Origin of the sequence: Ensifer sp. (genome assembly GCF_035999185.1) — a bacterium.
GTDB lineage: Bacteria > Pseudomonadota > Alphaproteobacteria > Rhizobiales > Rhizobiaceae > Ensifer.
The window spans coordinates 1-24,272 of sequence record NZ_DASYHB010000191.1; the positions used below are offsets into that span (position 1 = coordinate 1).

Consider the following 24,272-nt stretch of genomic DNA (forward strand, 5'->3'; position numbering starts at 1 on the left):
GCCGGTTCATCTTGCCGAGCATGACCTGTCGTGTGAGGTAATCCTTGTAATCGCTCATTCCCCTGTTCCCTTTTCTCGTCGGCATTCGCCGTTCGTTGTGGTTGGTAGAGATTGTATCGATGGCTTCGGACCGGCCCAAAGCGGCCGTTTCTGGATGTTTCGGGTCTTGGTTCTCCTTCCTTCGGACCGGGCGCCCTTCGTTCAGATCGATAAGCGTAATCGCTGGAACTCTTCTTGTAACGCCCTAAATTACAATTTATTTCCATAAGCTTGGCTTATGGATGCGCGTTCGATTGCGCGCGGTGTTGCCCGCGCGTCTCGTCACGTTCCGGTGCCGGTCGTCCGGCTCTGTTGCCTGTGCCGCCAAGGGTTGGCGGGATCAATATCGAGCGAGATGCGGACGGAAGACCGCACACACTGGTCTCGCTCTAGCGGCCCTTCCACACGGGGTCGCGTTTCTCCGCGAAGGCGCGCGCGCCCTCCAGCTGGTCTTCGCTCGAATAGAGGATGTCGACGGTCTTGAACTGCCGTTGTGTGATCTTGTTCATCGTCGTCTGGAAAGCCTCGCCTTCGGCGGCGCGCACCACTTCCTTGATCGCCGCATAGACGAGCGGCGGGCCGCTTTCGAGCAGGCGGGCGAGTTCCCAGGCCCTCTCCATCAACTTGCCGGCCGGCTGAATCTCGTTGACGAAGCCCCAGCGATGCGCCTCCTGCACATCGAGCCAGCGGCCCGTGAGCAGCATGTCCATGGCGATGTGATAGGGGATGCGCTTCGGCAGCTTGATCGAGGCGGCGTCCGCAACCGTGCCGGAACGGATTTCCGGCAGCGCGAAGGTCGCGTGTTCGGCGGCCAGGATCAGGTCGGTCGAAAGCGCGATCTCGAGGCCGCCGCCGCAGCAGATGCCGTTGACCGCCGCAATGATCGGCTTGTTGAGGTCGCGCAGTTCCTGCATGCCGCCGAAACCGCCGACGCCATAGTCTCCATCGACCGCGTCGCCATCGGCCGCCGCCTTCAGGTCCCACCCCGGACAGAAGAATTTTTCACCGGCGCCGGTGATGATCGCGACCCGCAAGCTGTCGTCGTCGCGGAAGTCGCGAAAGATCTCGCCCATCACCCGGCTGGTCTTCAGGTCAATGGCATTGGCCTTCGGCCGGTCGATCGTGACTTCGAGGATGCCGCCTTCGCGGCGGGTGAGGATCGGTCCGGTCATGAGGTCAGTTCCTCCGGCGAATGAGAGCGTCGGCGGCAACGGCACCCTGGCCGTTCGGCAACACCATCAAAGGATTGATATCGAGTTCTTCGATTTTCGAAGCGTTTGCAACGACATAGGATGCCGCTGCAGCGACAGCCGCGGTCAATGCTGCGTTATCACCGGCCGGGCCGCCGCGATAACCATCCAGAAGCTTGCGGATCTTCAGCCCGCCGATCGCTTCGCGGATCGCTTCCGGCGTCGTCGGCAGCGTCAGGATGGCGGAATCGTCGAGCAGTTCCACGAGGATGCCGCCCGCGCCGATGGTCAGGACCGGACCGGCGACTGGATCGCGCATCGCGCCGATGATGAGTTCGGCAACGGGTTTGGCCACCATCTTCTCGACCAGATAGCCCGAGGCGACTGCGGCCATGGCCTTGGCCGCAGCGTGCACCTCTTCGCGGCTTCCCAGGTTGAGTTTCACGGCGCCCGCCTCGGTCTTGTGGGCGACGCCAAGGCCCTTCAGCACGACCGGGAAACCGAGCGCTTCGGCAGCCGCTGCGGCCTCTTCGGCGGTTGCCGCGGTCTTGCCCTTCGGCACGGCGAGGCCGGCGGCAGCAAGCTCCACTTTGGCCTGATGCTCGCTGAGCGTTATGGGTTCGCCAGCGGCGCTACCGCCGCCGTCGAGCAGACGCGGCGGGACGGGCCTTGCCCAGACAGCGCCGATGTCAGCCGCGGTCTCGATCGCAGCCAGGGCCTCCTCGATGCCGAAGAAGGGTACGACGCCTGCCTTCATCAGGAAGAGGGCGGTTGCCTCCGGCATGTTCTCGCCGAGGCTTGCGACGATACCGGCGCGGGCGCCGGTCGCCCGTGCCGCGTCGATCACCGCATGGCAGGTGGTCTCCCAGTCGGCCGGGTCGCAGCGGTCAACGCGGGGGAAGTCGAGCACGAGCAGATTGATCGCATAACCGCCCTTCATCATGGCGGTGAAAGCGGTCGTCTGCTTCTCGCGGTTGCCCCAGACGAAGGTGTGGTAGTCGAGCGGGTTGGCGATGGTCACCATCTCGCCGAGCGCGTCCTTCAGGGGCTTCTTTTGCTCGTCGCGCAGCGGGCGGTAGTTGACCCGGTAGCGCTCGCCGGCATCCGCCATCAGCGAGGCCTCACCGCCGGAGCAGCTCATCGAGGAGATGTCGCGGCTGTCGAGCGGGCCTGCCACATGCAGCAGCTTCAGCGTTTCCAACAGGGCGGGCAAGGTGTCGACGCGGCCGATGCCGAGGCGGGCAAGCAGCGCCGAGGAGACACGGTCGTTGCCGGCAAGCGACGCGGTGTGCGAGACGGTGGCAAGCTGGGCTGCTTCCGACTTGCCGACCTTCAGCGTAACGACGGGCTTGCCGAGTTCGCGTGCGCGGGTTGCCAGCCGCTCGAGGGCGGCCACGCTGTCGAAGCCTTCGATATGCAGGCCGACGGCGGTGACGCGCGGATCCTCAAGCACGGCGCAGGCGATGTCGGACAAGCCCGTCTGCGCCTGGTTGCCGGCGGTCATGACATAGGCGAGCGGCAGGCCGCGCGTCTGCATCGAGATGTTGCAGGCGATGTTGGAGGATTGCGTCAGGATCGCAACGCCCTTTTCGACGCGCTGCATGCCGTGCTGGTCCGGCCAGAGCAGGGCACCATCGAGCATGTTGATGAAGCCGTAGCAATTCGGCCCGACGATCGGCATGTCGCCGGCAGCCGCGACCAACGCCTCCTGCATGTCGTTGCCGTCGTCAAGCTCGCTTGCCGCCTCGCGGAAACCCGAGGCATAGCAGACGGCGCCGCCTGAGCCGCGGATAGCCAAATCGCGGATGATGTCGATCGTCAGCTGCCGGTTGACGCCGACGAAGGAGGCATCCGGCGCGCCCGGAAGCTCGGCGACGGAACGGTAGCACTTGCGGCCGAGGATCTCGGTCTCGCGCGGGTGCACCGGCCAGATCTCGCCGGTAAAACCCATCTTGTCACATTGTTCGATGACGCGCCGCGCTTCCTTGCCGCCGAAGACGGCGATGGTGCGCGGGCGGATCAGGCGGTCGAGGGAGCGGGTCATGCGGCGGCTCCCGCGACTGCGTTGCTGGCATGCGGCGCGGGGGATACCCCCCTCTGCCCTGCCGGGCATCTCCCCCACAAGGAGGGAGATTGGATGGGGCGCGATCCTCGCCAATCATTGAATGGTGGGGGATGGGTGGAGCGCTCAAATGGAATTGGGGAGAGTGCCTCTAGCCGATCTCCCCCCTTGTGGGGGAGATGCCCGGCAGGGCAGAGGGGGGTGAACTGAGGAACGCTGACCCTCATCCCGTCACGCTCCCAAAGGCCGAAGCAGGTCGCGGCTGATGATGTGGCGCTGGATTTCAGACGTGCCGTCCCAGATGCGTTCGACGCGGGCGTCGCGCCAGAAGCGGGCGAGCGGCAGGTCGTCCATCAGGCCCATGCCGCCGAAGATCTGGATGGCCTCGTCGGTGACGCGGGCGAGCATCTCGGTGGCGTAGACCTTGGCCGACGCGATCTCGCGGTTCGACGGCAGGCCGTTGTCGAGCCGCCAGGCGGCAGACAGCGTTAAAAGGTCGGCGGCGTCGATTTCGGTGATCATGTCGGCGAGCTTGAAGGAGACGCCCTGGTTCGCGCCGATCGGCTTGCCGAACTGCTTGCGGTCGGCTGCATAGTTCAGCGCGTAGTCGAAGGCGCGGCGGGCGCGGCCGACGGACGTCGCCGCCACCGTCAAGCGGGTGGCAAACAGCCAGTCGTTGGCAACGTCAAAACCCTTGTGCACTTCGCCGAGGATCTGGGACGAGGGCAGGCGGCAATCGTCGAAGGTCAGGATGCAGTTGTTGTAGCCGCGGTGGGAGACCGAGTTGTAGCCCTTGCGGATTTCGAAGCCGGGCGTGCCGCGGTCGACGAGGAAACAGGTGATCTTCTTTTTCGGCCCGCGCGGCGTGTCTTCCTCACCGGTGGCGATGAAGACGATGACAAAATCGGCGATGTCGGCATGGCTGATGAAATGCTTGGTGCCGTTGACGATCCAGTCGTCGCCGTCCTTGCGGGCAAAACACTTCATGCCGCGCACGTCGGAACCGGCATCCGGCTCGGTCATGGCGAGCGCGTCGAATTTGTCGCCCTTGACCGCCGGCAGCAGGTACTTCTCGCGCTGCTCGGCATTGCAGGCCATCAGGATGCCCGAGGGGCGGCCGAAGAAGACGGTCAGCCCCATGGAGCCGCGGCCAAGCTCGCGCTCGACCAGCGTGAAGGAGGTATGGTCGAGGCCGGCGCCGCCGACTTCTTCCGGGAAATTGCAGCCGAAGAAACCGAGTTCCTTGCACTTGCGGGCGATGTCCTGGCCAAGCTCGCGCGGCACGATACCGGTGCGCTCGACCTCGTCCTCATGCGGATAGATTTCCGTTTCGACGAAGCTCCTGACCGTATCGACGATCATCTGCTGTTCTTCGGTCAGTGCGAAATTCATTGTTCTCTACCCCTCGTTTTCGCGCCGCTGACGTCCATGCCGCAAAAGAGAGATGCCTCCTCAAGCCTCCCTTCCTTGCGGTTCGCAGCCCCGCCGCCGTTGCGGCGAAGCTGCCCTATCGTGACCTGCCGCTGTTGCGGTCAGGCGCGCTTCTGGCCGACGAAGCGGCCGACGCCCTCCGGTGCCGGCAATTGCGCATGCGCTTCGGCAATGGCGGCGAGCTTGCTCAGCACGTGCGCCGGTGCGGGCACAGCCTTTCCGGCCTTGCTGTCGACATGCAGCGCCATCTGTTCTGCGGTCGCGACCGCCTCGTTGGTCTCGGCGTTGTAGATCGTCGAGAATATGTGCAGGCGCTTCTCGTCCGACGACAGCACCTGGCAGGTCGAATAGAGCGCGTCGCCGAGCTTGGCTTCGCCGAGGTTCCGGATGTGGGTTTCGACCGTATAGTAGCTGTGGCCGTCGCGCACATAGTCGAGATCGACGCCGATCAGGCGCAGCAGGCCGTCGGTGGTGTCGCCGAAGACCTGGAGATAGCGGTGCTCGGTCATGTGGCCGTTATAGTCGACCCATGCGGCGCTGACCTTGGTGTCGACGACGCGCAGCGGCTTGACGTCGCCGAGGTTTGCTTCGGGCTTCTTGGCATTGGCCCAGAGCTTGGCTTCGAAATCGGCGAGCAGCTTGCCCGCACCCCAGCCTTCGCCGCCATTGCCGGATTTCAGCGCATGCATGATGCCGACGAGGTTTTCGTCGCGGATGCGCTCGAGCTCGCGGATCGAGCGGCCGGCGGCCTGCGCGTCCGACTGGGCACCGATCTTTTCGACCAGCGCATCATCGAGGTCGACGACATCGGTGAACTTGGTCCAGGGCCATTTGAGGCACGGGCCGAACTGGGCGAGGAAATGGCGCATGCCGGCTTCGCCGCCGGCGATGCGATAGGTCTCGAACAGGCCCATCTGCGCCCAGCGCATGCCGAAGGAATAACGCATGACGTTGTCGAGCGTTTCGGTATCGCAGATGTCGTCCTGGATCAGCCACAGCGCCTCGCGCCAGAGTGCTTCGAGCAGGCGGTCGCCGACAAAGGCCTCAATCTCCTTGGCGATGACGACGCCCTTCATGCCGATCTGCTCGACGCCCGACATGGCGCGCTCGATCGTCGCTTTGCTCGTCTTCTTGCCGCCGACCAGCTCGACGAGCGGCAGGAGGTAGACGGGGTTATAGGGATGCGCGACGAACATGCGTTCGGGGTGGTGCATCTCGGATTGCAGATCGGACGGCAGAAGGCCCGAGGTGGACGAACCGATCAGTGCATCGGGCCGTGCGGCCGCATCGATCTTGGTGATGACGCCACGCTTCAGTTCCAGCCGTTCCGGCACGCTTTCCTGAATCCAATCAGCGCCTTCGACCGCTTCTTCGATGCTCTTGCAGAAGGTCAGTTTTCCCTTCGGCGGCAACGGCGCCATGGTCAGCATTGCATAGGCACGCTCGGCATTGGCCATGACTTCGCCGATGATGCGCTCGGCTTCCGGATGCGGGTCGAAGATCTTCACGTCGATACCGGCGAGCGCGAAGCGCGCTACCCAGGCGCCGCCAATAACGCCGCCGCCGACACAGGCTGCTTTGGTGATAAAGCTCATGATTGTTCTGTCCCTGCTCAGCGCTTCGTCAGCTTCAGTTTCTCGCGGACCTCTTTCGGTCCGATGATCTTGGCGCCCATGCCCTCGATGACGCCGACCGCCTTTTCGACGAGCTGGCCGTTGGTCGCGAGCTGGCCCTTGCCGATATAGAGGTTGTCCTCGAGACCGACGCGGACGTTGCCGCCGGCAAGGACCGCCGCTGCCGGATAGGCAAGCGCGTTGCGGCCGATGGAAAAGGCCGAGAAGGTCCAGTTGGCGGGCACGTTGTTGACCATCGCCATGAAGGTGTTGAGGTCGTCAGGCGCGCCCCACGGAATGCCCATGCAGAGCTGGATCAGCACCGGATCCTCGATCAGGCCTTCCTCGGCGAGCTGCTTGGCAAACCACAGGTGGCCGGTGTCGAAGGCCTCGATTTCGGGGCGCACGCCAAGGGCGGTCATCTGGCGGGCCATCTCGCGCAGCATCGACGGCGTGTTGGTCATGACGTAATCGCCGAGCGAAAAATTCATGGTGCCGCAGTCGAGCGTGCAGATTTCCGGCAGACATTCGGCGACATGGGCGACGCGTTCGGTGGCGCCGGCCATGTCGGTGAATTTCTCGTTGACGGGCAAAGGCTTCTCGACGTTGCCGAACACCAAGTCGCCGCCCATGCCGGCCGTCAGGTTCAGGACGATGTCGATATCGGCGGAGCGGATGCGGTCGGTCACTTCCCGGTAGAGGTCGAGCCTGCGGGAGGGGGCGCCGGTCTCCGGATCGCGGACGTGGCAGTGGATCACGGCAGCCCCGGCCTTGGCGGCCTCGACCGCCGCTTCGGCGATCTGTTTCGGCGTGATCGGAACGTGGCTGGACTTTGAAACGGTGTCGCCTGAGCCGGTGACGGCACAGGTGATGAATACCTCGCGGTTCATGCTGAGCGGCATTGCTGTCTCCCTTTTATTGCCCCCATTACGAGCCAAGAAAGACTGCACTGCTTTTCATTATCGGCTTCATCTTATACATTATCGGCGACGGGGCGGAGAAGTTTGGGCATGGATCAGAACGTTTCGCAGGTGCAGCACGTCGATATCCTGGTGCTGCCGGAGACCAATCTGATCCTCGTCGCCTCGGTGATCGAGCCGATGCGCGCCGCCAACCGCATCGCCGGGCGGCCGCTCTATGACTGGACGATCTACAGTCCGGATGGAGCACCGATCGAGACGAAGAGCGGCATACCGATCCCGGTTTCCGGCGTCTTCCGGCCGCAGCGCGAGACATCGCCACTCTTCATCCTCTCAAGTTACAACTGGGAGCGCAGCGCCACCTCGCAGCTGAAGATGCTGCTGTCGCAGACGGCAAGGCACCGCGAACTGATGGCGGGCATCGAGTCCGGATCCTGGCTGCTTGCCGAAACCAGCCTGCTCGACAATTTCAAGGCGACGACCCACTGGGAGGATTTCGAGGATTTTACCACCACCTATCCGCAGGTGACGATGGTGCGCGAGCGCTTCGTCATCGACGGCAAGCGCATCACGACCGGCGGTTCGCTGCCGACGCTCGACCTGATGCTGGAACTCATTCGTCGGGCGCATGGCTATTCGCTGGCGCTGGAGGTGTCGCGGCTCTTCATCTACGAGCAGGAGCGCACCCGCGGCGATCTTCTGCAGATGCCGGCGATCGGCAACATGCGCATCCTCGATCCACGTGTCGGTGCGGCCGTTAAGCTGATGGAGGAAACCGTCGAGGCGCCCTTGACGCTCGCCAGGCTTGCCCGTCGCATCGGCGTCAGCACGCGCCATCTGCAGGACCTTTTTCGCGATACGATGGGGGTCGCCCCGCACGAGCACTACCTGGCGCTGCGGCTGAATGCGGCGCGCCGCAAGGTGATCGAGACGCGGCTGGAATTTGCCGATATCGCAGCCATCTCCGGCTTCAACTCGTCGTCGTCCTTTTCGCGCAGCTACCGGGCGCATTATCGCGAAAGCCCGAGCGAGACGCGCAGGCGGCTGAAGCTGAAAGGCTGAGGCGGCTCTTCATGTACTGATTCAAGGGGAGTTTCGGAGTCGTTTCAGGCGGTTGGTCGCGGATGATGAGGAACTGATTCCGGAGCCGGTCCGACAGACACAGAGCCTGGTGGCTTTGGCTCGCGATGACTTCGTCCTCCCTCATTCCTGTGCTCGTCACAGGAATCCAGGCGACGCGCGTCGGCGCGGCGGAAAGACTCCTTTCAGCCCAAGGACTTGGGCTGACTGGATTCCTGTGACAAGCACAGGAATGAGGGAAGGGAGGAGTCCTGGTCGTGAGAATTTGCGCCCCCGCACTGTGACCGCCCACCATCACGCCTGCGCACTCGCCCGCATCATCGAGATCATCAGTTCGCCGATTTCGCCTGAAAGCGCGCCGCGTGGCCAGACCAGCGTCAGGGACTGGCGATAGGCCGGGCCGAGCCGGACCATGGCAGGTGGTCGGTGCATGCGGGCGAGCGACGATTCCGGGAGCACCGAGAGGTAGCCGTGCTCGGCCACGAGGTTGATGATCACGGGAATGGAATCGACTTCGACGAGCGTAATGCGCCGCCGTTCCGTTTCGTTCAGCGTGTCGTCGAGGAAGCGGGCGGTTTCGCGGCGCAAGCCACTGCGCACGCTCGGCACTGCGATCGGGCATGCCGACAGCAGCTTTGGCAGGTCGTCCGCAAACGTCGAAAGGGCGGAGGCGGGGCCAGCGAGCGCCAGTGGCATCTCGGATACCAGCCGGCCGTCGCAGTCGCTGGGGATCTCGGCGACATCGAGCAAAGCGGCATCGAAGCGGCGGCTCTTGAGGCCGGCGAGAAGGTCGTCCGCCGTGGTGCTGGAGATGAACAAGGGTTGGCGCGGGCGGGTGCGTTGCCAGTTCGCCGTCAGCGCCGCCAGCATGCGGGCAATCTCGCTTTCGGGGCCGAGCGGCATGACAGCGCCGAGCCGCCAGGTGGCGGCGTCGCGGCGGAAGCGGTCGGCGGAGGCATGGGTCAGCCGTGCCCAGATATCGAGCAGGGCCTCGACGACGGGGAGGATCTTCTCGGCGGTCGCCGTGCCGAGAACACCGCCATGGGAGCGCTCGAACAGGCGGCTGCCGAGGTGGCGTTCGAGATCGCCCATCTGCCGGGTCAGTTGCGGCTGGCCGAGCCCGAGGGCCTTCGCCGTGGCGCGAATGCTGCCGGAGCGGGCGATGCGGACGAAGCGCTCGAGTGCGACGAGGCCGATCGGCGGTACGGGATCCGTTGCCGGCTTGCCGACCGCAGCAAGGATGTCCTCGACCTTTGCCGTTGCCTCCCGCACATCCGCTGCCCGCGCGCGGGCTTCAAGGGTCAGCACCAGCGCCGTTTCTTCCCGCCGGAACAGCGACATGGAAATCGCCTGTTCGAAGCGCTTGACGGCGGCGCTGACGCTTGAAGGCGCGCGCCGGCGAAGGGCGGCAGCGCGACGGACGCCGCCTTCGGTGAGCACCGCGTCGACGAGCACGATGGTTGCGAGATCCATTCATCCATCCCTGGCGGTGACGCCAGCAAATTCCGTGTTCAGGATTCTGCATCGCCCGTTCCAGATTTGGGATATAGCATGGATGTGCGATAAGCGCATAGCATGCTTTCAGCAACCGGCCATCGGCGAGCGACGGTTGTGAGCGTTTCAAGCATCTGCGCCCCGTTTCGAAACCGAAGCGAGCCCGGCGCGGAAGGGTATCTATCGGCATGCTGCACCAGGTCAAAACCACCGTTCTTAGCGGAAAGCCGCTTGATTTCGCGGCGCTCGAAGACATCGGCGCGGGCAGGGTTCGGCCGGTGGCCGACGACGCCGGCATGGAGCGGGTCGCCGCCGCCCACAAGGTGATTGCTGATCGCATCGCGATAGGTCTTCCCGTCTATGGCTCCAACACCGGTGTCGGCTCGATGAAGGACCGGCTCTGGACCGCCGACGATCTTGCCGAGTTCAACAATTCGCTGGTGCGCGCCCACCACTTCGGCACCGGCCCTTTCTTTGCGCCGGCCGTCGTGCGGATGGCGATCGCCATTCGCGTCAACACCGCCATGCGCGGCCACACCGGCTGCAGCCCGGAGCTCATCTCCGCGTTTCTGTCGCTGCTCGAAGCCGACATCGTCCCGGCCGTGCGCCGCCACGGTTCTATGGGCTGCGCCGATATCGGCCTCATGGGGCAGATCGCCTCGGTGCTGACGGGCGCCGGCGAAGCCTATTACCAGGGGCGTCTCGTTTCCGCCGAGACCGCGCTTGCTGAGGCTGGTCTCAAGCCGTTCGTCATGCGGCCGCGCGACGCCCTGGCGGCGCTCAGCGTCAATGCGATCGCCTTTGCCGCCGCTGCCGACGTGCTGCGCGAGGCGGCCTCCGCCATTCGGGTGTTGCTCGTCACCGGCGTCATGTCCTCCCTGGCGCTTGGCGCCTCGGCCGACCCGTGGCGGGTGGCCGCGACGCTTTCGACACGCGGCGAGGCGCTGGTCGGGTCCTGGCTTTACGGCCAGTCCGGCGTTGCCGACTGGCCGGTGCCGACCGCGATCCACGATCCCTTGAGCCTGCGCATGACCGCCCAGGTCTTCGGCGCCGTCGTCGACACGCTGATGGTTGCCGCCGGACGACTGGTGGAGGCGACCTATCTCTCGGATGACAATCCTGTTGTCATCGGCGGCCAGGTCCATTCCTCCGGCGCATCGCTGCCGCTGACGACGACGCTCTATATCGAGGCGGCGCAGATCGCCTTTTCGCATGCGGCGCGCAATGTCTTGAACCGGTGCATTCTTTTGTCGAACGGCGGGCGCCGCAATCTCTCGGTCAATCTGGTGGCGCCCGGCGAAGTGGCAACCGGGCTCGGCCCGCTGATGAAGCTCGCCGTCGAGCTCTACATGCGCGTGCAGTCGCTGGCCGTACCGCTCTCGGCCCAGTCGATCGTGGTCGCCGGCGGTCTCGAAGAGGAGGCGACCTTCCTGCCGCTGATCGTCGAGCGCATGGAAACGCAGGTGCGGGATCTGCGCCAGCTTGCTGCGATCGAGGCGATGCTGTCGTCGCAGGCGATCGATCTCGTCGGCGACCAGCCGCAGGGCGTTGTCAGGCGCGCCTACGAGCAGACCCGCTCGGTGAGCCCGATGTATCTGAGGGACCGGCCGCTCTCCAAGGAGATCGAGGCGCTGCAGGATGCCTTCACCTGCCACGATCTGCTGCGTTCCTTCGTCGCCAGCGCGCCGATGCCGGAATTCGACGACTTCTTCGCGCTCGGCAAATGATCGCCGCGTACCGGATCGCCCAGCGCGTCATCCGAGCCTGATCCATTGGGAGAACCGCATGTCCGATTTCGATCTCGTTCTGAAAGGCACCGTCGTTCTCCCGCACCGGATCGTCGAGGGCGGCCATGTGGCGGTGCGCGACGGCAAGGTGGTGCATGTCGGGCAGGGGGCAGCGCCAGCTGCGCGTGAACGGCATGATCTGGGAAATGCGCTGATCCTGCCCGGCGCGGTCGATGCGCAGGTGCATTCGCTGTCGCAGAAGAACCAGGAAGATTTCATCTGGTCGACCCGCTCGGCGGCGGCCGGCGGCGTCACCACCATCGTCGACATGCCCTATGACGAGGGCAATCTCGTCTGCTCTGCCGCGGCACTCAACCGCAAGATCGCCCATGCGAGCCCGCAGGCGCGCGTCGATTTCGCGCTTTATGGCACCATCGATCCCGAGGAGGGGCCCGTCCGTATTGGCGAGATGGTCGAGGGCGGAGTAGCCGCCTTCAAGTTCTCGACCTTCGGCACAGATCCGAAGCGTTTTCCGCGCATACCGGCAGCCCTTCTTGAAGACTGCTTCCGGGCGATCGCGCCGACCGGCTTGCCCGCCGGCGTGCACAACGAGGACGACGAGGCGGTGCGGGCGGCGATCGACAAGGTCAAGGCGGCGGGCATCACCGACTATCGCGCCCATGGGCTGTCGCGGCCGCCGCTGACGGAGCTGCTTGCCACCAATCAGATCTACGAGACGGGTGCTGCCACCGGCTGCCCGGCGCATGTGGTGCACTGCTCGCTCGGCCGCGGCTACGAGATTGCGGCTGCCTACCGGGCGCAAGGCCATGCTGCGACGATCGAATGCTGCATCCATTACCTCACGCTGGACGAAGAAAACGACGTCCGGCGGCTCGGCGGCAAGGCCAAGATCAATCCGCCGATCCGCCCGCGCGCCGAGGTGGAGAAACTCTGGCGGCACGTGGCCGACGGCACGGTGACGATGGTTTCGACCGACCATGTGAGTTGGTCGGAGGACCGAAAGACCAATCCGGACATGCTGGCCAATTCGTCCGGCGTGCCCGGTCTCGAGGTCATGGTGCCGCTCTTCGTCAAGGGTGCGCTGGAGCGTGGCATTTCGCTCACGCGCGCGGCCGAGCTGATGACGTTGAACCCGGCGCGGCATTTCCGCCTCGACCATTGCAAGGGGGCGCTCGAGGCCGGCAAGGACGCCGACATCATCGTCATGACGCCGGAGCCCTATGTCTATGATGCGGCTGCAAGCGGTCACAACGTCGTCGGCTGGTCGCCCTATAACGGCATCCGGCTGCCCTGGCGGGTATCGGCGACCTATCTGCGCGGCAAGCTCGCGTTCGATGGCCGGCAGGTTCTCTCCGAACACGGCGCCGGCCAGTTCGTCCGGCCGCTCGCAACGTTGGCATTGCAGGAGGCATGATGAGCAAGACTGCCCACAACAAGGTCCCGGCCAATCTGCCTGTGAATGCCGGCCGCATCGCCGGCATCGTCAACGGGCTCGCTGGGATTACCGAGCCGGATCGGCCCTATACGCGACGTGCCTTCACGCCGCTGTTCCTCGAAGGCCGTGCCTTTCTGGACCGCCGCTTCCGGGCGGCAGGCCTCGAAACCCGGATCGATGCGGCCGGCAACCTGATCGGCCGGCGCAAGGGGAAAAAGTCGGCGCTCGGCACGATCATGCTCGGCTCCCATTCCGACACGGTGCCGGACGGCGGACGTTTTGACGGCATTGCCGGGGTGGCGGCTGCGCTCGAAGTGGCCCGGGCGCTCTCGGACAACGGTATCGAACTCGACCATGACCTGGAGATCGTCGATTTTCTGGCGGAGGAAGTGTCGATCTTCGGCGTCTCCTGCGTCGGCAGCCGCGGCATGGCGGGCGTGCTGCCGGATGGCTGGCTCAGCCGCGTGCAGGGCGATTTGAGTTTGCGGCAGGGCATCGTCGAGGTCGGTGGCGATCCGTCGCGGCTTTCGGGTTCGAAGCGCTCGGACGTCAGGGCGTTTCTGGAACTGCACATCGAGCAGGGACCGGTGCTGGAAACCGGGCGGCTCGATGTTGGCGTCGTCACCGCCATTTCGGGCATTACCCGCATCGAGATCATCGTCGAAGGGCAGGCGGACCATGCCGGGACGACGCCGATGGGGCATCGCCGCGATGCGCTGGTCGCAGCCTCGCGGTTGGTGCTGGAGATCGAGCGGCTGGCGACGGAGTTTTCACGGGGCGACGGTCACTTTACCGCAACGGTCGGCGAATTTGAGATCGAGCCGAACGCCGCCAATGTGGTGCCGTCACGCGTGCGGCTGCTGATCGACGCGCGCGCCGAGTTGCGCCCGCAGATGGAACGGTTCCTCGCGACGCTTCAGCCTCTTTGCCAGGGCCTCGCCGAGGCATCCGGCGTGACGATCGCGCCTGCCAATGTGATCTCCGACAACCACCCGACGCCGGGCGATGCGCTGCTGCTTTCGACGCTTGAACACAGTTGCGACGCGCTCGGCGCCAAGCACCGCCGCATGGCGTCCGGCGCGGGGCATGACACGGCCTGGATGGGGCGCATCACCCGCTCGGCGATGATCTTCATTCCCTGCCTCGGCGGACGTTCGCATGCGCCGGAGGAATGGGCCGACAACGACGATATCGCGCTCGGCGCGGCGGTTCTCTTCGATGCGGTGAAGAGGCTCGACAGGAAACTGCAGGAGAAGGTGTGAGATGGGTCGGATACTGAAGGAAAAGGACGTCGAGGCGGCGGTCAAGGGCGGTTCCGTCTATGCGGCCGGCGGCGGCGGCTGGGCCGACCACGGGCGCATGCTCGGCTATGCCGCGGTCTCGATCGGCAAGCCCGAACTCGTCTCGGTCGACGAGCTTGACGCCAACGACTGGGTGGCGACGGCAGCGGCGATCGGTGCGCCGGCCTCGACCACGCCCTGGGAAATGCGCGGCGTCGACTACGTCAAGGCCGTGCAACTGTTGCAGGAGGCGCTTGGCGAGAAGCTCTCGGGCCTGATCATCGGCCAGAACGGCAAGTCCTCGACGCTCAACGGCTGGCTGCCCTCGGCGATCCTCGGCACCAAGGTGGTCGACGCCGTCGGCGACATCAGGGCGCATCCGACCGGCGACATGGGATCGATCGGTCTTGCCGGTTCGCCCGAGCCGATGATCCAGACGGCGGTCGGGGGAAACCGCGAGGAGAACCGTTACATCGAGCTGGTGGTGCGCGGCGCGACCGCCAAGGTCTCGCCGGTGTTGCGAACGGCCTCCGACATGTCCGGCGGCTTCATCGCCTCGTGCCGCAATCCCGTGCGCGCGTCTTACGTCAGGGACAATGCAGCGCTCGGCGGCATCTCGCTGGCGCTGGCTTTGGGCGAGGCGATCATCGCGGCGGAAGCGAAGGGCGGCAGCGCGATCATCGACGCGATCGTCAAGACCACCAATGGCGCGATCCTGGCCGAGGGCACGATCACCGACAAGTCCGTGGTCTACACCAAGGAAGCCTTCGACATCGGCACGGTAACGCTGGGGAAGGGCGCTGACTCAACGGTATTGCACGTGATGAACGAGTACATGGCGGTTGACTCTGTGGAAGGCACAAGGCTCGCGACCTTCCCCGACGTCATCACCACGCTGTCGCCGGAGGGCGAACCTTTGAGCGTCGGCCAGCTGCAGGTGGGCATGCGGATCTTCGTGCTGCATGTGCCGAAGACGGTGATCCCTCTTTCGTCCAGCGTGCTCGATCCCACGGTCTACCCGACAGTCGAAAAGGCGATGGGCATCGAGCTTGCCCGCTACGCGCTTTCGGGACGCTAGGAGAGAGACATGGCCCGCGATGCCGGACTGGAAGAGCTGATCCTAGAAGACCTCGGCAACCGCGCCGGGCTTTCGCAAAAGGCGATGTTCGGCGGCTGGGCCTATCTGCTTCACGGCAACCTGCTTCTTGGCGCACGCGAGGGTTCGCTGCTTGTCCGGCTCGGCAAGGGCAATGACGGCTGGGCGCTCGCGCTGCCGGACATCGAGCTGATGGTGATGAACGGGCGGGCGATGCATGGCTGGGTGCGGGCAGGGGCGGAGGCCTATGGTGATGATGGCCTGCGCAAACGGCTGCTCGATGGGGCGATTGTCTTCGTGGAGACGTTACCGGCGAAGTGAAAGGTTGCGGGTCTGCCCTGGCCGTGAGTTTGGCGATTTGCCCTCACCCTAACCCTCTCCCCGCTCGCGGGGAGAGGGGACGAGATCGACGGGCAGCCGCGGAGTGTGTGGCAAGCGCTGAGCTGTTGGACAGCCACTGCGGGGACGTCGCCGTGGCGTAGGTCGACACGACAAGCACAACGCGTCCCCTCTCCCCGCCTGCGGGGAGAGGGCTAGTCCTCGGGTTGAACCCGAGGAGAGGGGCCGTTGCCGTCCCTCACCACAACCGTGAGGGGGCGCGACCTGCGGCGCCCCGAATGCGAGGCGGCGGCAAACTCCCGCCACCGCAAACCAGGGGGACAGCGACCCCGCCGCGAATGATTGGGGCCAACCGCCCCGCCGACACGATGAAGAGGAACGAGACGATGCCCAAGGCCAATCCCCGTCACCCGAACTTTCCCATCCCCGGCGGGCCCGAACTGCGCGCCAAGGGCTGGCGGCAGGAAGCGCTTCTGCGGCTCTTGGAGAACGTGCTGTCGGTCGGTGAAGATCCGGACAATCTCGTCGTCTACGCCGCCCTCGGCAAGGCCGCGCGCAACTGGCCGGCGCACCGGGCCATCGTCAAGACGCTCATCGAAATGGACGAGGACCAGACGCTGATCATCCAGTCCGGCAAGCCCGTCGGCCTCTTGAAGACCCATGCCAAGGCGCCGCTCGTCATCATGGCCAATTGCAACATCGTCGGCCAATGGGCGAAGGCCGAGGTGTTCTATGACTTGCAGCGCAAGGGCCTGATCTGCTGGGGCGGGCTGACGGCCGGCGCCTGGCAATATATCGGCAGCCAGGGCGTTATTCAGGGCACCTACGAGATCTTCATGCGCATCGCCGAGCGCCGGTTCGGCGGCGATCTTTCCGGCCGTTTCGTGCTGACCGCGGGGCTTGGCGGCATGGGCGGGGCGCAGCCGCTTGCCGGCCGCATGGCGGGGGCGGCGATCCTCTGCGTCGATATCGACGCCGAGCGGGCAAAGAAGCGTCGGGAAATCGGCTATCTGCAGGAGATCGCGCCCGACCTCGACACGGCGCTTGCGATGATCGACGCCGCGGTCAATGAGAAGCGTGCGCTTTCCGTCGGCCTCGTCGGCAATGCGGCCGAAATCTATCCGGAGATCGCAAGGCGCGGCATCGTGCCTGACGTGGTAACCGACCAGACCTCGGCGCATGATCTTGTCTATGGCTACGTACCCAAGGGCATGAGCCTCGACCAGGTGAAGTCGCTGCGTGACGATGGCCAGGGGCAGTTGATGGCGGCGAGCCGCGCCTCGATCGTCGAGCACGTCAAGGCGATGCTCGACTTCCAGGCGAAGGGCGCTGAAGTCTTCGACAATGGCAACCTCATCCGCACCCAGGCGCGCGAGGGCGGCGTCGCCAATGCCTTCGACATCCCAATCTTCACCGAAGCCTACCTGCGCCCGCTCTTTGCCCGCGCCATCGGCCCCTTCCGCTGGATGGCGCTTTCGGGCGAAGAAAGCGACATCGCCCGCATCGACGATCTGCTTCTCGATATGTTCCCGGACAACCGGATCGTCACCAACTGGATCCGGCTTGCGCGTGAGCATATTCCCTTCGAGGGCCTGCCTGCGCGTATCGCCTGGCTCGGCCATGGCGAGCGCACGGCGCTGGCGCGGCGCGTCAACGAACTGGTGGCAACGCGCGAACTCAAGGGGCCGATCGCGTTCTCGCGCGACCATCTCGATGCCGGCGCCATGGCCCATCCGAACATCATGACCGAGCGGATGAAGGACGGATCGGACGCGATTGCCGACTGGCCGCTTCTCGACGCCATGCTGCTCTGCTCGTCGATGGCCGACCTCGTCGTCGTGCACTCCGGCGGCGGCGGCTATGCCGGCTACATGACCAGCTGCGGCGTCACCGTCGTTGCCGATGGCACGGTCGAGGCCGACGAACGGCTCGACCATGCGCTCACCAACGACACCTCGCTCGGCGTCATCCGCTACGCCGATGCCGGCTATGAGGAGAGCTTCGAGGAGATCGCCGCCAAGGGCATCGGGCATGTGAAGGTTTAGGCTTGGCGTCAGTAGGTATTGGCTTCATGGCCGGTGCAGCGTTGCCCCATTCACTGACCTCATTCCTGTGACGAGCACAGAAATGAGGGATGGGAGGAGGCGGTCCACGCTTGAAAGCGAACTCTCGGCCGGGGCGCGGACGGCTCAATTCACGCAGGGAACTCATCGGGAAGGAAGGCTCTCGCTAAGGATCCGGCGGCCTCTGACATTGCCATCGTCCAGGTCTGCCCTGCAATCGAATGCCTTGGTAGCCCGCCCGCCGCGCGCTAGAATACCGCCTTTGCTGCCCGGAGGCGATCATGACGTCGAGCTTCAATGTGCAGAGTGCGGATGGTTACGAGCAGTTGATGGGTCGGTGGAGCCGGCAGCTTGCGCCGTTGTTCATCGATTTTGCAGGCATAGCCGATGGCGAGCGGGTGCTGGACGTCGGCTGCGGCACCGGCAGCCTGACCTTCGCGCTGCCGCGTGCGGCCGATCTCAGCGAAATCGTCGCCATCGATTTTTCGCCCGTCTTCGTCGAAGCGACGATCCGGGGGGCCACCGATCCCAGGATCAAGGTCCAACAGGCCGATGCGTGTGCGCTTCCCTTTGACGATGCATCCTTTGACCGGGCGCTGGCGATGCTGGTGCTGCATTTCGTGCCGGAGGCGGGAAAGGCGGTTGCCGAGATGCGCCGGGTCACGCGGCCGGGCGGCGTGGTCGCGGCCGTCGTCTGGGATCATTACGGCGGCATGCCGGGCATGCGCATGGTGCTCGATGTGGCGGCGATGCTTGATGGGAATGCCGAACAGGTGCGCAGCCGCTACTGTTCCCAGCCGATGATGCGGCCGGGTGAGATGATGCAGAGTTTTGCCGCCAATGGCCTCGAAGAGGTGGAGCAGACGTCGCTGATGATCCGGATGGACTATCTGTCGTTCGATGACTTCTGGCAGCCGATCGCAGCGGGCGAGGGACCGCTTGGCAAATATATCGGCGCGCTGGATCCCGGCCAGCGGGCGAAGATCGATGCGGCGGTCAGGGCCGCCTATCAGGCGGGCCAGCTGGATGGGCCGCGGTCGTTTGCGGCGGTTGCGTGGGCCTGTCGGGGTGTGGTTCCTGGGGCTTGAGAGGGCTGCCCCATTCGCTGCCCCCTCTGTTCTTGTCACAGCGATCCAGTGGTGCCGCGTCGGCGGCGCCGGCGCCGGAGACTCCCCATGTCCACCACAAGTCATTCACGGCGCGGACGCGCCGTGGCTGGATTTCTGTGACGGGCACAGAAATCACGGAGGGGAAGATACGCTCCGGAGCACTACAGCAATGGTGGCGAGAGGCTGCGCGATGCCGATACGGAAGTCAGGGGCAGACTCTGCGTGCAGTGCACGTCGAGCCCGAGCGTCGTGTTGCTTCAACGTCCGTTCGTCACACCACCGTCTCGCCGCCATCCACCACCAGGATCTGGCCCGTCATGTAGGAGGAGCGGTCGGAAACGAGGAAGAGGATCGACTCGGCGATCTCTTCGACGCTGGCCCAGCGGCCAAGCGGCACCTTCTCGCGAATGTAGGATTCGATCGCGCCGCGGCCGCCCATCTGGGCGATGAAGGGGTCGTTGAAGGGGGTGTCGACCCAGCCGGGGCAGAGCGCGTTGACGCGGATGCCGTGGCGGGCATAGTCGCCGGCCATCTGCTTGGTCATGGCGATGACGGCGTGTTTGGTGGTGGTATAGGCGATCATCTCGCGATCGTAGAGCACGCCGGATGAGGACGAGGTGTTGACGATGACGCCGCGGCTGGCGGCGCGCATCGACGGCATGACGAGGCGTGCCGCCATGAAATGGGCACGGACGTTCAAGTTCCAGGAGCGGTCGAAGCCGGCGACCTCGACTTCTTCGAGATCGCCCGCGACCTGGGCGCCGGCATGGTTGTGCAGGATGTCGATGCGGCCATGGCGGTAGAGGATATCGGCGATGCCATCGGAAAGGGCTGTGTCATCCGTCACGTCGATTGCCAGCGCCTCGGCGCTGCCGCCCTTTGCGGCGATCGCCTCGACGGCGGTCGATGCCGCCGCAAGGCTGCGGTCGACGACGACGACATGGGCGCCCTCGCGGGCCATGATGGCCGCACCCGCCTGACCGATCCCGGAGCCGGCTCCGGTCACGATCGCGACCCGGTCTTTCAGGATCATGGTTTCACTCCCCGGATTTTGTTTTCTTTTCCCGCATCAGGATGCGGGCGGTCAGGATCAGAAGCAGCGAGGCGACGAGCACCAGCGTCGCGATCGCGTTGATCTCGGGCGTCACGCCACGGCGGATCGAGGCAAAGACGTAGATCGGCAGCGTGGTCTTCGAGCCGGCGACGAAGAAGGCAATGATGAAATCGTCGAAGGAGAAGGTGAAGGCGAGAAGAAAGCCGGCGAGGATCGAGGGCAGGATTTGCGGCAGCACGATCGACCGGAAGGTGGTGAGCGGCGTCGCGTAGAGATCGCCTGATGCCTCGACGATGTCGCGGCCGAGGCTGGCGATGCGCGCCTTCACGATCATCGTCACCAGCGCCATCGAGAACAGACCGTGGGCGGCGATGATCGAGCCGTAGCCGAGCCCGAGCTGCGGCGGCTGCTCGCCGGGCCAGAGGGTGGCGAGCGCCGGATTGACGAAGGAGAAGACGGCGACGAGTGCCACCAGGGTCGCAATGCCGATGACGACGCCGGGAACGACGATGGCGGCCGCAAACAGTGCATCGAAGATCGCCCGGTTGCGCGGCGCCAGCCGCTCCATGCCAAGGGCTGCCATGGTGCCGAAGATCGCGGCGAGCGTGGCGCTGGTGAAGGCGATCAGCAGGCTGTTCTGGAGGGCAGAGATCAGAAAGGTGTTGCCGAGCGCCTTGCCGTACCAGGCGGTCGAAAAGCCGGTGAATTCGCTGGCGTTGCGCCCGGCGTTGAAGGAGAACAGCACGACCAGCGCGATCGGTGCGTAGAGGAAGAGATAGACGGAGGAGATGAAGGCGCGCATCAGACGAGATCCACCTGTCTTGTGCCGGCGACGCGGAAGGCGATGCGCATCGCCACCATCAGGATCACCACGACGACGGCAACCAGCGTGACGGCGATGGCCGAGCCAAAGGGCCAGTTTCGCGATTGCAGGAAGAGATCGACCAGCGCATTGCCGATGAAGAACACCTTGCCGCCGCCAAGCAGCTGCGGGATCAGGTATTCGCCAAGCAGCAGGATCGTCACCAGCGCCACGCCGGTCATCACGCCCGGCAGCGAGAGCGGCAGGGTGACGCCGAAGAAGGTCGAGACGGGTTTTGCGCCGAGATCGGCCGAGGCTTCAAGCAGCCGGCGATCGAGTTTTTCGAGGCTCACGTAGATCGGCATGATCATCAGCGGCAGGTAGCCGTAGACGATGCCGAGTAGCACCGCGCCTGGCGTGTTCAGCATCCTGACGTCCTCGATGCCGATCATCGAAAGCAAGTTGGGGATGCCGCGCGAGCCGAGGATGTACATCCAGGCATAGGTGCGCACGAGCAGGCTGGTCCAGAAGGGCACGACGACCAGCGACACCAGGATCAGCCGGTAGCGCGGATTGGCTTTGACCGCGAGGTAGTAGGCGACCGGATAGGCGATCAGCAGGCAGGCGAGCGCGCCGACGGGGGCCAGGATGAGGGTGTTCCAGAAGGCCGCCGCACGCGTCGGCAGGTTGGCGAACTGGGCAAAGGTGAAGGCCGCCTGATAGCCGCCTTCCGGTGCGCGCTCGCCGAACGCGAAGACCAGCATGGCGATGAAGGGCAGCACCAGGAAGATCATCAGCCAGGCGGCAGCCGGCGCCACCAGCGCCGCCGTCACCAGGTTCCTCTTCGTGTTCGTTGCCGCGGTCATGAAATGGTATCCGTTCGCGTTTCATTGGTAATTTCGGGCCGCATTCGCGCGGTGAGGGGAGCCCCTCATCCGGCCTGCCGGCCACCTTCTCCCCGCAGGCGGGGCGAAGGAGACATGTGGCGCCCGCTCGGTCCCTCACTTCCGACAGGGGCAAGGGCGGGGAGCTTGCAGCTTGTCCCTTCTCCCCGTCAGAACGGGGAGAAGGTGCCGGAAGGCGGATGAGGGGCAATTTCCTCACGGCGCAGTCGAAGGGGCGCTCCCTCGCTAGGAGACGCCAGCGTTCGATCAAGCCGACTTGAATCGCGCCATCAGTTCGGCGCGGCCGGGGTCGGTGAGGGTGACGGCGGCGCCGAATTCGAGCGGGGTCAGCGAAGCCTCGTCCGGATAGACGATCTTGTTGGAGGTGACGTCGACCGGAAGCAGCTTCATCACGCGGCTGTCGGTGGTCGGCGCGCCGTTGGCGATGTGCTCCTTCATCGCGTTTTCCGGCGCCATCAGGTAGTTGAGCAGCGCGTATCCGGCCGCCTTGTTGGCCGCACTCATCGGGATCGCGTAGAAATCCGACCAGATCTCGCCGCCATCCTTGCCGAGCACGAACTCGATTTCCGGCATGTCACGGTTGAGCTGGGCGCCGTCATTGGTCCAGCACATGGTCATCCAGGCGTCGGTGGCGCGCATCGACGGCTGGTAATCGCTGTTGATGGCGTAGAGGTGTGGCTTCACCTTGATCAGGAGTTCTTCGGCCTTGGCGAGTTCGTCCGGCTTGATCGAGTTGAAGGAGTAGCCGAGCGACACCAGCGCATTGCCGATGGTGGTGAGTTGGTAGTCGTGCACCATGGCGCGGCCGTCGGCCTCGGTCATGGCGATCTCGAAGAAGTCCTTCCAGCTCGTCACCGGCGTCTTGATCTTGCCCGAGTTCACCGCAATGCCGGTTGTCCCCCAGTTCTTCGGCACGGCATAGGTCTTGCCGTCGACGGTGCCTTCGTTGGTGAAGCGGGCGGTCTCGGTGGCGGCGTCGTAATTCGGCAGCTTGGACATATCGAGCTCATCGATGAGGCCGAGCTTCACATAGGTCGAGATCGTGTAGTTGGTCGGAACGAAGAGGTCCCAGCCGGTGCCGCCGGCCTGGAGTTTGGCGAGCATTTCCTCGTTGGAGCCGAAGACGTTGACTTCCACGGCGACACCGGTTGCCGCCTGGAAGGCTTCGAAGGTGGCGGGGTCATGGTAGTTCGGCCAGGTGGCGATCGACATCTGCGTGCCGAGGTCGCCGGCAAAGGCGGTGGAATTGAAAAGGCCCGGCTGGCGGGCGAGCACGGCGGTCGCAAGTCCGAGACCCGTGACGCCGAGGAAGTGGCGGCGGGTGACCGAGCCGCGCTTCAGGCGCATCAGTTCGTCCGAAAGCTGATCGGCGGTGATAGGGGCATTTTCTCTGTACCATTTGCTCATGACGCTGTTCCCTTTATCGTTTGACGTTCATGCGTAGGCGGCAGAACCGGCTTGTTGAGGCCGGGAATCAGGCTGGAAAGACGTGAAGCGCCTTCGGATCGAAGGCGAGGCCGACTTTTTCGCCGGGCTCGACCAGTTCGCTGTCGCCGAGCGCGCGGCGGTCGGCCGTGACGAGGAAATCGCCGAGCCCGTCGACCGCGACGGAGTATTCGACGGCTGACCCTAAGAAAATCCGGTGGGTGACGGTGCCGGCGAGCGCCTCAGTACTCGCTGCGCCATTGCGCGTCAGCCGGATCGCCTCGGGCCGGAGCGCCACGGTTGCCGCACCCTTTGTGCCGTTGACGGCAGAGGCGGAAAAGCGGGCGCCGTTGGCAAGGACGAGCGACGAAGCACCGTCGATGGTCGCATCGATGCGGTTGGTCTTGCCGACGAAATCGGCGACGAAGAGGCTGGCGGGCCTGTCGTAGATTTCCTGCGGCGAGCCGACCTGGACGATGCGGCCGGCATTCATGACGCAGACGAAATCGCTCATCGACAGCGCTTCTTCCTGGTCGTGGGTTACGAGCACGAAGGTGATGCCGAGCTCGCGCTGCAGCGTCTGCAGCTCGATCTGCATGGCGGTGCGCAGCTTCTTGTCGAGCGCTGCCAAGGGTTCGTCGAGCAAAAGCACCTTCGGCTTGTTGACGATGGCGCGGGCAAGCGCCACGCGCTGCTGCTGGCCGCCGGACATTTCGTGGATGCGGCGTTTGCCGAAACCGCCGAGCCGTACCATCTCCAGCGCCTCCTGGGCGCGGCGCGAAATCTCTGAGCTGGCGATCCGCGGCCGCATCTGCCTCAGGCCGTAGGAGACGTTGGCTTCGACGTCGAGATGGGGGAACAGCGCATAGTGCTGGAACACCATGTTGACCGGGCGGCGGTAGGCGGCAACGCCGTTCATCGGCTCGCCGCTGATGAACACCGTGCCTTCGCTCGGCTGCTCGAAGCCGCCGATCATGCGCAGGCATGTGGTCTTGCCGCAGCCGGACGGCCCGAGAAGCGCCATGAAGGCGCCGCGCGGCACTTGAAGATTGATGTCGGAAACGGCCGTCACGGCGCCATAACGTTTGGCGACCGAACGGAACTCGATGTCGTTCGTCGAAGCGGATGTCACGTCTGTTCCCTGCGGTTTGTTTCGGATGTCGCCATGATCTCCCATCCTGGCACTC

The 24,272-nt window shown here is 64.9% G+C and carries 19 protein-coding genes; 8 read left to right on the forward strand and 11 right to left on the reverse strand.

Annotation, left to right across the window (positions count from 1 at the left end; genetic code table 11):
• Positions 1 to 428: 428 nt before the first annotated feature.
• The 5 genes from VGO04_RS25690 to VGO04_RS25710 form a co-directional block, all read right to left on the reverse strand.
• Positions 429 to 1,211 carry a carnitinyl-CoA dehydratase gene (locus VGO04_RS25690; protein ID WP_327498789.1) on the reverse strand — a complete coding sequence of 261 codons (783 nt, stop codon included), beginning with the start codon at positions 1,209 to 1,211 and terminating at the stop codon, positions 429 to 431.
• A 4-nt stretch (positions 1,212 to 1,215) separates the two neighbouring features.
• Entirely contained in the window at positions 1,216 to 3,273 is a 2,058-nt protein-coding gene (locus VGO04_RS25695; RefSeq protein ID WP_327498790.1) for an acetate--CoA ligase family protein, read from the reverse strand.
• Between the two features lie 249 nt (positions 3,274 to 3,522).
• Positions 3,523 to 4,683: an acyl-CoA dehydrogenase family protein gene (locus tag VGO04_RS25700; protein ID WP_327498791.1), complete on the reverse strand. Its 1,161-nt coding sequence runs from the start codon at positions 4,681 to 4,683 to the stop codon at positions 3,523 to 3,525.
• A gap of 140 nt (positions 4,684 to 4,823) precedes the next feature.
• Positions 4,824 to 6,317, reverse strand: a complete 1,494-nt coding sequence (locus VGO04_RS25705; RefSeq protein WP_327498792.1) for a carnitine 3-dehydrogenase — start codon at positions 6,315 to 6,317, stop codon at positions 4,824 to 4,826.
• Between the two features lie 17 nt (positions 6,318 to 6,334).
• Complete coding sequence (locus VGO04_RS25710) at positions 6,335 to 7,237, reverse strand: 3-keto-5-aminohexanoate cleavage protein (RefSeq protein ID WP_327498793.1); 903 nt, start codon at positions 7,235 to 7,237, stop codon at positions 6,335 to 6,337.
• 108 nt (positions 7,238 to 7,345) lie between these two features.
• Here VGO04_RS25710 and VGO04_RS25715 point away from each other — a divergent pair, with 108 nt between their 5' ends.
• A complete protein-coding gene (locus VGO04_RS25715) occupies positions 7,346 to 8,317 on the forward strand; it encodes a GlxA family transcriptional regulator (protein ID WP_327498794.1) in 972 nt (323 codons plus the stop codon).
• A 312-nt stretch (positions 8,318 to 8,629) separates the two neighbouring features.
• Here the strand turns inward: VGO04_RS25715 and VGO04_RS25720 are convergent, their stop codons facing one another.
• On the reverse strand, positions 8,630 to 9,808 hold the full coding sequence (locus tag VGO04_RS25720; protein ID WP_327498795.1) for a LysR family transcriptional regulator: 1,179 nt from the start codon (positions 9,806 to 9,808) through the stop codon (positions 8,630 to 8,632).
• A gap of 209 nt (positions 9,809 to 10,017) precedes the next feature.
• Here VGO04_RS25720 and VGO04_RS25725 point away from each other — a divergent pair, with 209 nt between their 5' ends.
• The 7 genes from VGO04_RS25725 (at position 10,018) to VGO04_RS25755 (ending at position 18,878) form a co-directional block, all read left to right on the forward strand.
• A complete protein-coding gene (locus VGO04_RS25725; protein WP_327498796.1) occupies positions 10,018 to 11,556 on the forward strand; it encodes an aromatic amino acid lyase in 1,539 nt (512 codons plus the stop codon).
• 58 nt (positions 11,557 to 11,614) lie between these two features.
• Positions 11,615 to 12,991 (forward strand): dihydroorotase, encoded by a 1,377-nt coding sequence (locus tag VGO04_RS25730; RefSeq protein ID WP_327498797.1) that lies wholly within the window; start codon positions 11,615 to 11,617, stop codon positions 12,989 to 12,991.
• A complete protein-coding gene (locus VGO04_RS25735) occupies positions 12,991 to 14,274 on the forward strand; it encodes a Zn-dependent hydrolase (RefSeq protein ID WP_327498798.1) in 1,284 nt (427 codons plus the stop codon). The genes VGO04_RS25730 and VGO04_RS25735 overlap by 1 nt, the downstream gene beginning before the upstream one ends.
• A 1-nt stretch (position 14,275) precedes the next feature.
• A complete protein-coding gene (locus tag VGO04_RS25740) occupies positions 14,276 to 15,370 on the forward strand; it encodes a DUF917 domain-containing protein (RefSeq protein WP_327498799.1) in 1,095 nt (364 codons plus the stop codon).
• Positions 15,371 to 15,379: 9 nt separating this feature from the next.
• A complete protein-coding gene (locus tag VGO04_RS25745) occupies positions 15,380 to 15,709 on the forward strand; it encodes a cold-shock protein (protein ID WP_327498800.1) in 330 nt (109 codons plus the stop codon).
• Positions 15,710 to 16,113: 404 nt separating this feature from the next.
• Positions 16,114 to 17,772 carry a urocanate hydratase gene (locus VGO04_RS25750; RefSeq protein ID WP_327498801.1) on the forward strand — a complete coding sequence of 553 codons (1,659 nt, stop codon included), beginning with the start codon at positions 16,114 to 16,116 and terminating at the stop codon, positions 17,770 to 17,772.
• A 299-nt stretch (positions 17,773 to 18,071) separates the two neighbouring features.
• On the forward strand, positions 18,072 to 18,878 hold the full coding sequence (locus VGO04_RS25755) for a class I SAM-dependent methyltransferase (RefSeq protein WP_327498802.1): 807 nt from the start codon (positions 18,072 to 18,074) through the stop codon (positions 18,876 to 18,878).
• Positions 18,879 to 19,170: 292 nt separating this feature from the next.
• Here the strand turns inward: VGO04_RS25755 and VGO04_RS25760 are convergent, their stop codons facing one another.
• From VGO04_RS25760 to VGO04_RS25780, 5 genes are all read right to left on the reverse strand, one after another.
• Positions 19,171 to 19,932, reverse strand: a complete 762-nt coding sequence (locus tag VGO04_RS25760; RefSeq protein ID WP_327498803.1) for an SDR family oxidoreductase — start codon at positions 19,930 to 19,932, stop codon at positions 19,171 to 19,173.
• A 4-nt stretch (positions 19,933 to 19,936) separates the two neighbouring features.
• On the reverse strand, positions 19,937 to 20,755 hold the full coding sequence (locus VGO04_RS25765) for an ABC transporter permease (RefSeq protein WP_327498804.1): 819 nt from the start codon (positions 20,753 to 20,755) through the stop codon (positions 19,937 to 19,939).
• Positions 20,755 to 21,621, reverse strand: a complete 867-nt coding sequence (locus VGO04_RS25770) for an ABC transporter permease (protein ID WP_275020010.1) — start codon at positions 21,619 to 21,621, stop codon at positions 20,755 to 20,757. The genes VGO04_RS25765 and VGO04_RS25770 overlap by 1 nt, the downstream gene beginning before the upstream one ends.
• A 285-nt stretch (positions 21,622 to 21,906) precedes the next feature.
• Entirely contained in the window at positions 21,907 to 23,067 is a 1,161-nt protein-coding gene (locus VGO04_RS25775; RefSeq protein ID WP_327498805.1) for a spermidine/putrescine ABC transporter substrate-binding protein, read from the reverse strand.
• Positions 23,068 to 23,134: 67 nt separating this feature from the next.
• Positions 23,135 to 24,217, reverse strand: a complete 1,083-nt coding sequence (locus VGO04_RS25780; RefSeq protein ID WP_327498806.1) for an ABC transporter ATP-binding protein — start codon at positions 24,215 to 24,217, stop codon at positions 23,135 to 23,137.
• Positions 24,218 to 24,272: the final 55 nt, after the last annotated feature.

Bases quoted from the DNA above. Each gene is read 5' to 3' on its own strand.
- VGO04_RS25725 (WP_327498796.1), top strand. From the start codon at position 10,018: ATGCTGCACCAGGTCAAAACCACCGTTCTTAGCGGAAAGCCGCTTGAT.
- VGO04_RS25720 (WP_327498795.1), bottom strand. From the start codon at position 9,808: ATGGATCTCGCAACCATCGTGCTCGTCGACGCGGTGCTCACCGAAGGC.
- VGO04_RS25740 (WP_327498799.1), top strand. From the start codon at position 14,276: ATGGGTCGGATACTGAAGGAAAAGGACGTCGAGGCGGCGGTCAAGGGC.
- VGO04_RS25695 (WP_327498790.1), bottom strand. From the start codon at position 3,273: ATGACCCGCTCCCTCGACCGCCTGATCCGCCCGCGCACCATCGCCGTC.
- VGO04_RS25700 (WP_327498791.1), bottom strand. From the start codon at position 4,683: ATGAATTTCGCACTGACCGAAGAACAGCAGATGATCGTCGATACGGTC.
- VGO04_RS25745 (WP_327498800.1), top strand. From the start codon at position 15,380: ATGGCCCGCGATGCCGGACTGGAAGAGCTGATCCTAGAAGACCTCGGC.
- VGO04_RS25775 (WP_327498805.1), bottom strand. From the start codon at position 23,067: ATGAGCAAATGGTACAGAGAAAATGCCCCTATCACCGCCGATCAGCTT.
- VGO04_RS25735 (WP_327498798.1), top strand. From the start codon at position 12,991: ATGAGCAAGACTGCCCACAACAAGGTCCCGGCCAATCTGCCTGTGAAT.
- VGO04_RS25730 (WP_327498797.1), top strand. From the start codon at position 11,615: ATGTCCGATTTCGATCTCGTTCTGAAAGGCACCGTCGTTCTCCCGCAC.
- VGO04_RS25705 (WP_327498792.1), bottom strand. From the start codon at position 6,317: ATGAGCTTTATCACCAAAGCAGCCTGTGTCGGCGGCGGCGTTATTGGC.
- VGO04_RS25715 (WP_327498794.1), top strand. From the start codon at position 7,346: ATGGATCAGAACGTTTCGCAGGTGCAGCACGTCGATATCCTGGTGCTG.
- VGO04_RS25770 (WP_275020010.1), bottom strand. From the start codon at position 21,621: ATGACCGCGGCAACGAACACGAAGAGGAACCTGGTGACGGCGGCGCTG.
- VGO04_RS25690 (WP_327498789.1), bottom strand. From the start codon at position 1,211: ATGACCGGACCGATCCTCACCCGCCGCGAAGGCGGCATCCTCGAAGTC.
- VGO04_RS25765 (WP_327498804.1), bottom strand. From the start codon at position 20,755: ATGCGCGCCTTCATCTCCTCCGTCTATCTCTTCCTCTACGCACCGATC.
- VGO04_RS25750 (WP_327498801.1), top strand. From the start codon at position 16,114: ATGCCCAAGGCCAATCCCCGTCACCCGAACTTTCCCATCCCCGGCGGG.
- VGO04_RS25755 (WP_327498802.1), top strand. From the start codon at position 18,072: ATGACGTCGAGCTTCAATGTGCAGAGTGCGGATGGTTACGAGCAGTTG.
- VGO04_RS25710 (WP_327498793.1), bottom strand. From the start codon at position 7,237: ATGCCGCTCAGCATGAACCGCGAGGTATTCATCACCTGTGCCGTCACC.
- VGO04_RS25760 (WP_327498803.1), bottom strand. From the start codon at position 19,932: ATGATCCTGAAAGACCGGGTCGCGATCGTGACCGGAGCCGGCTCCGGG.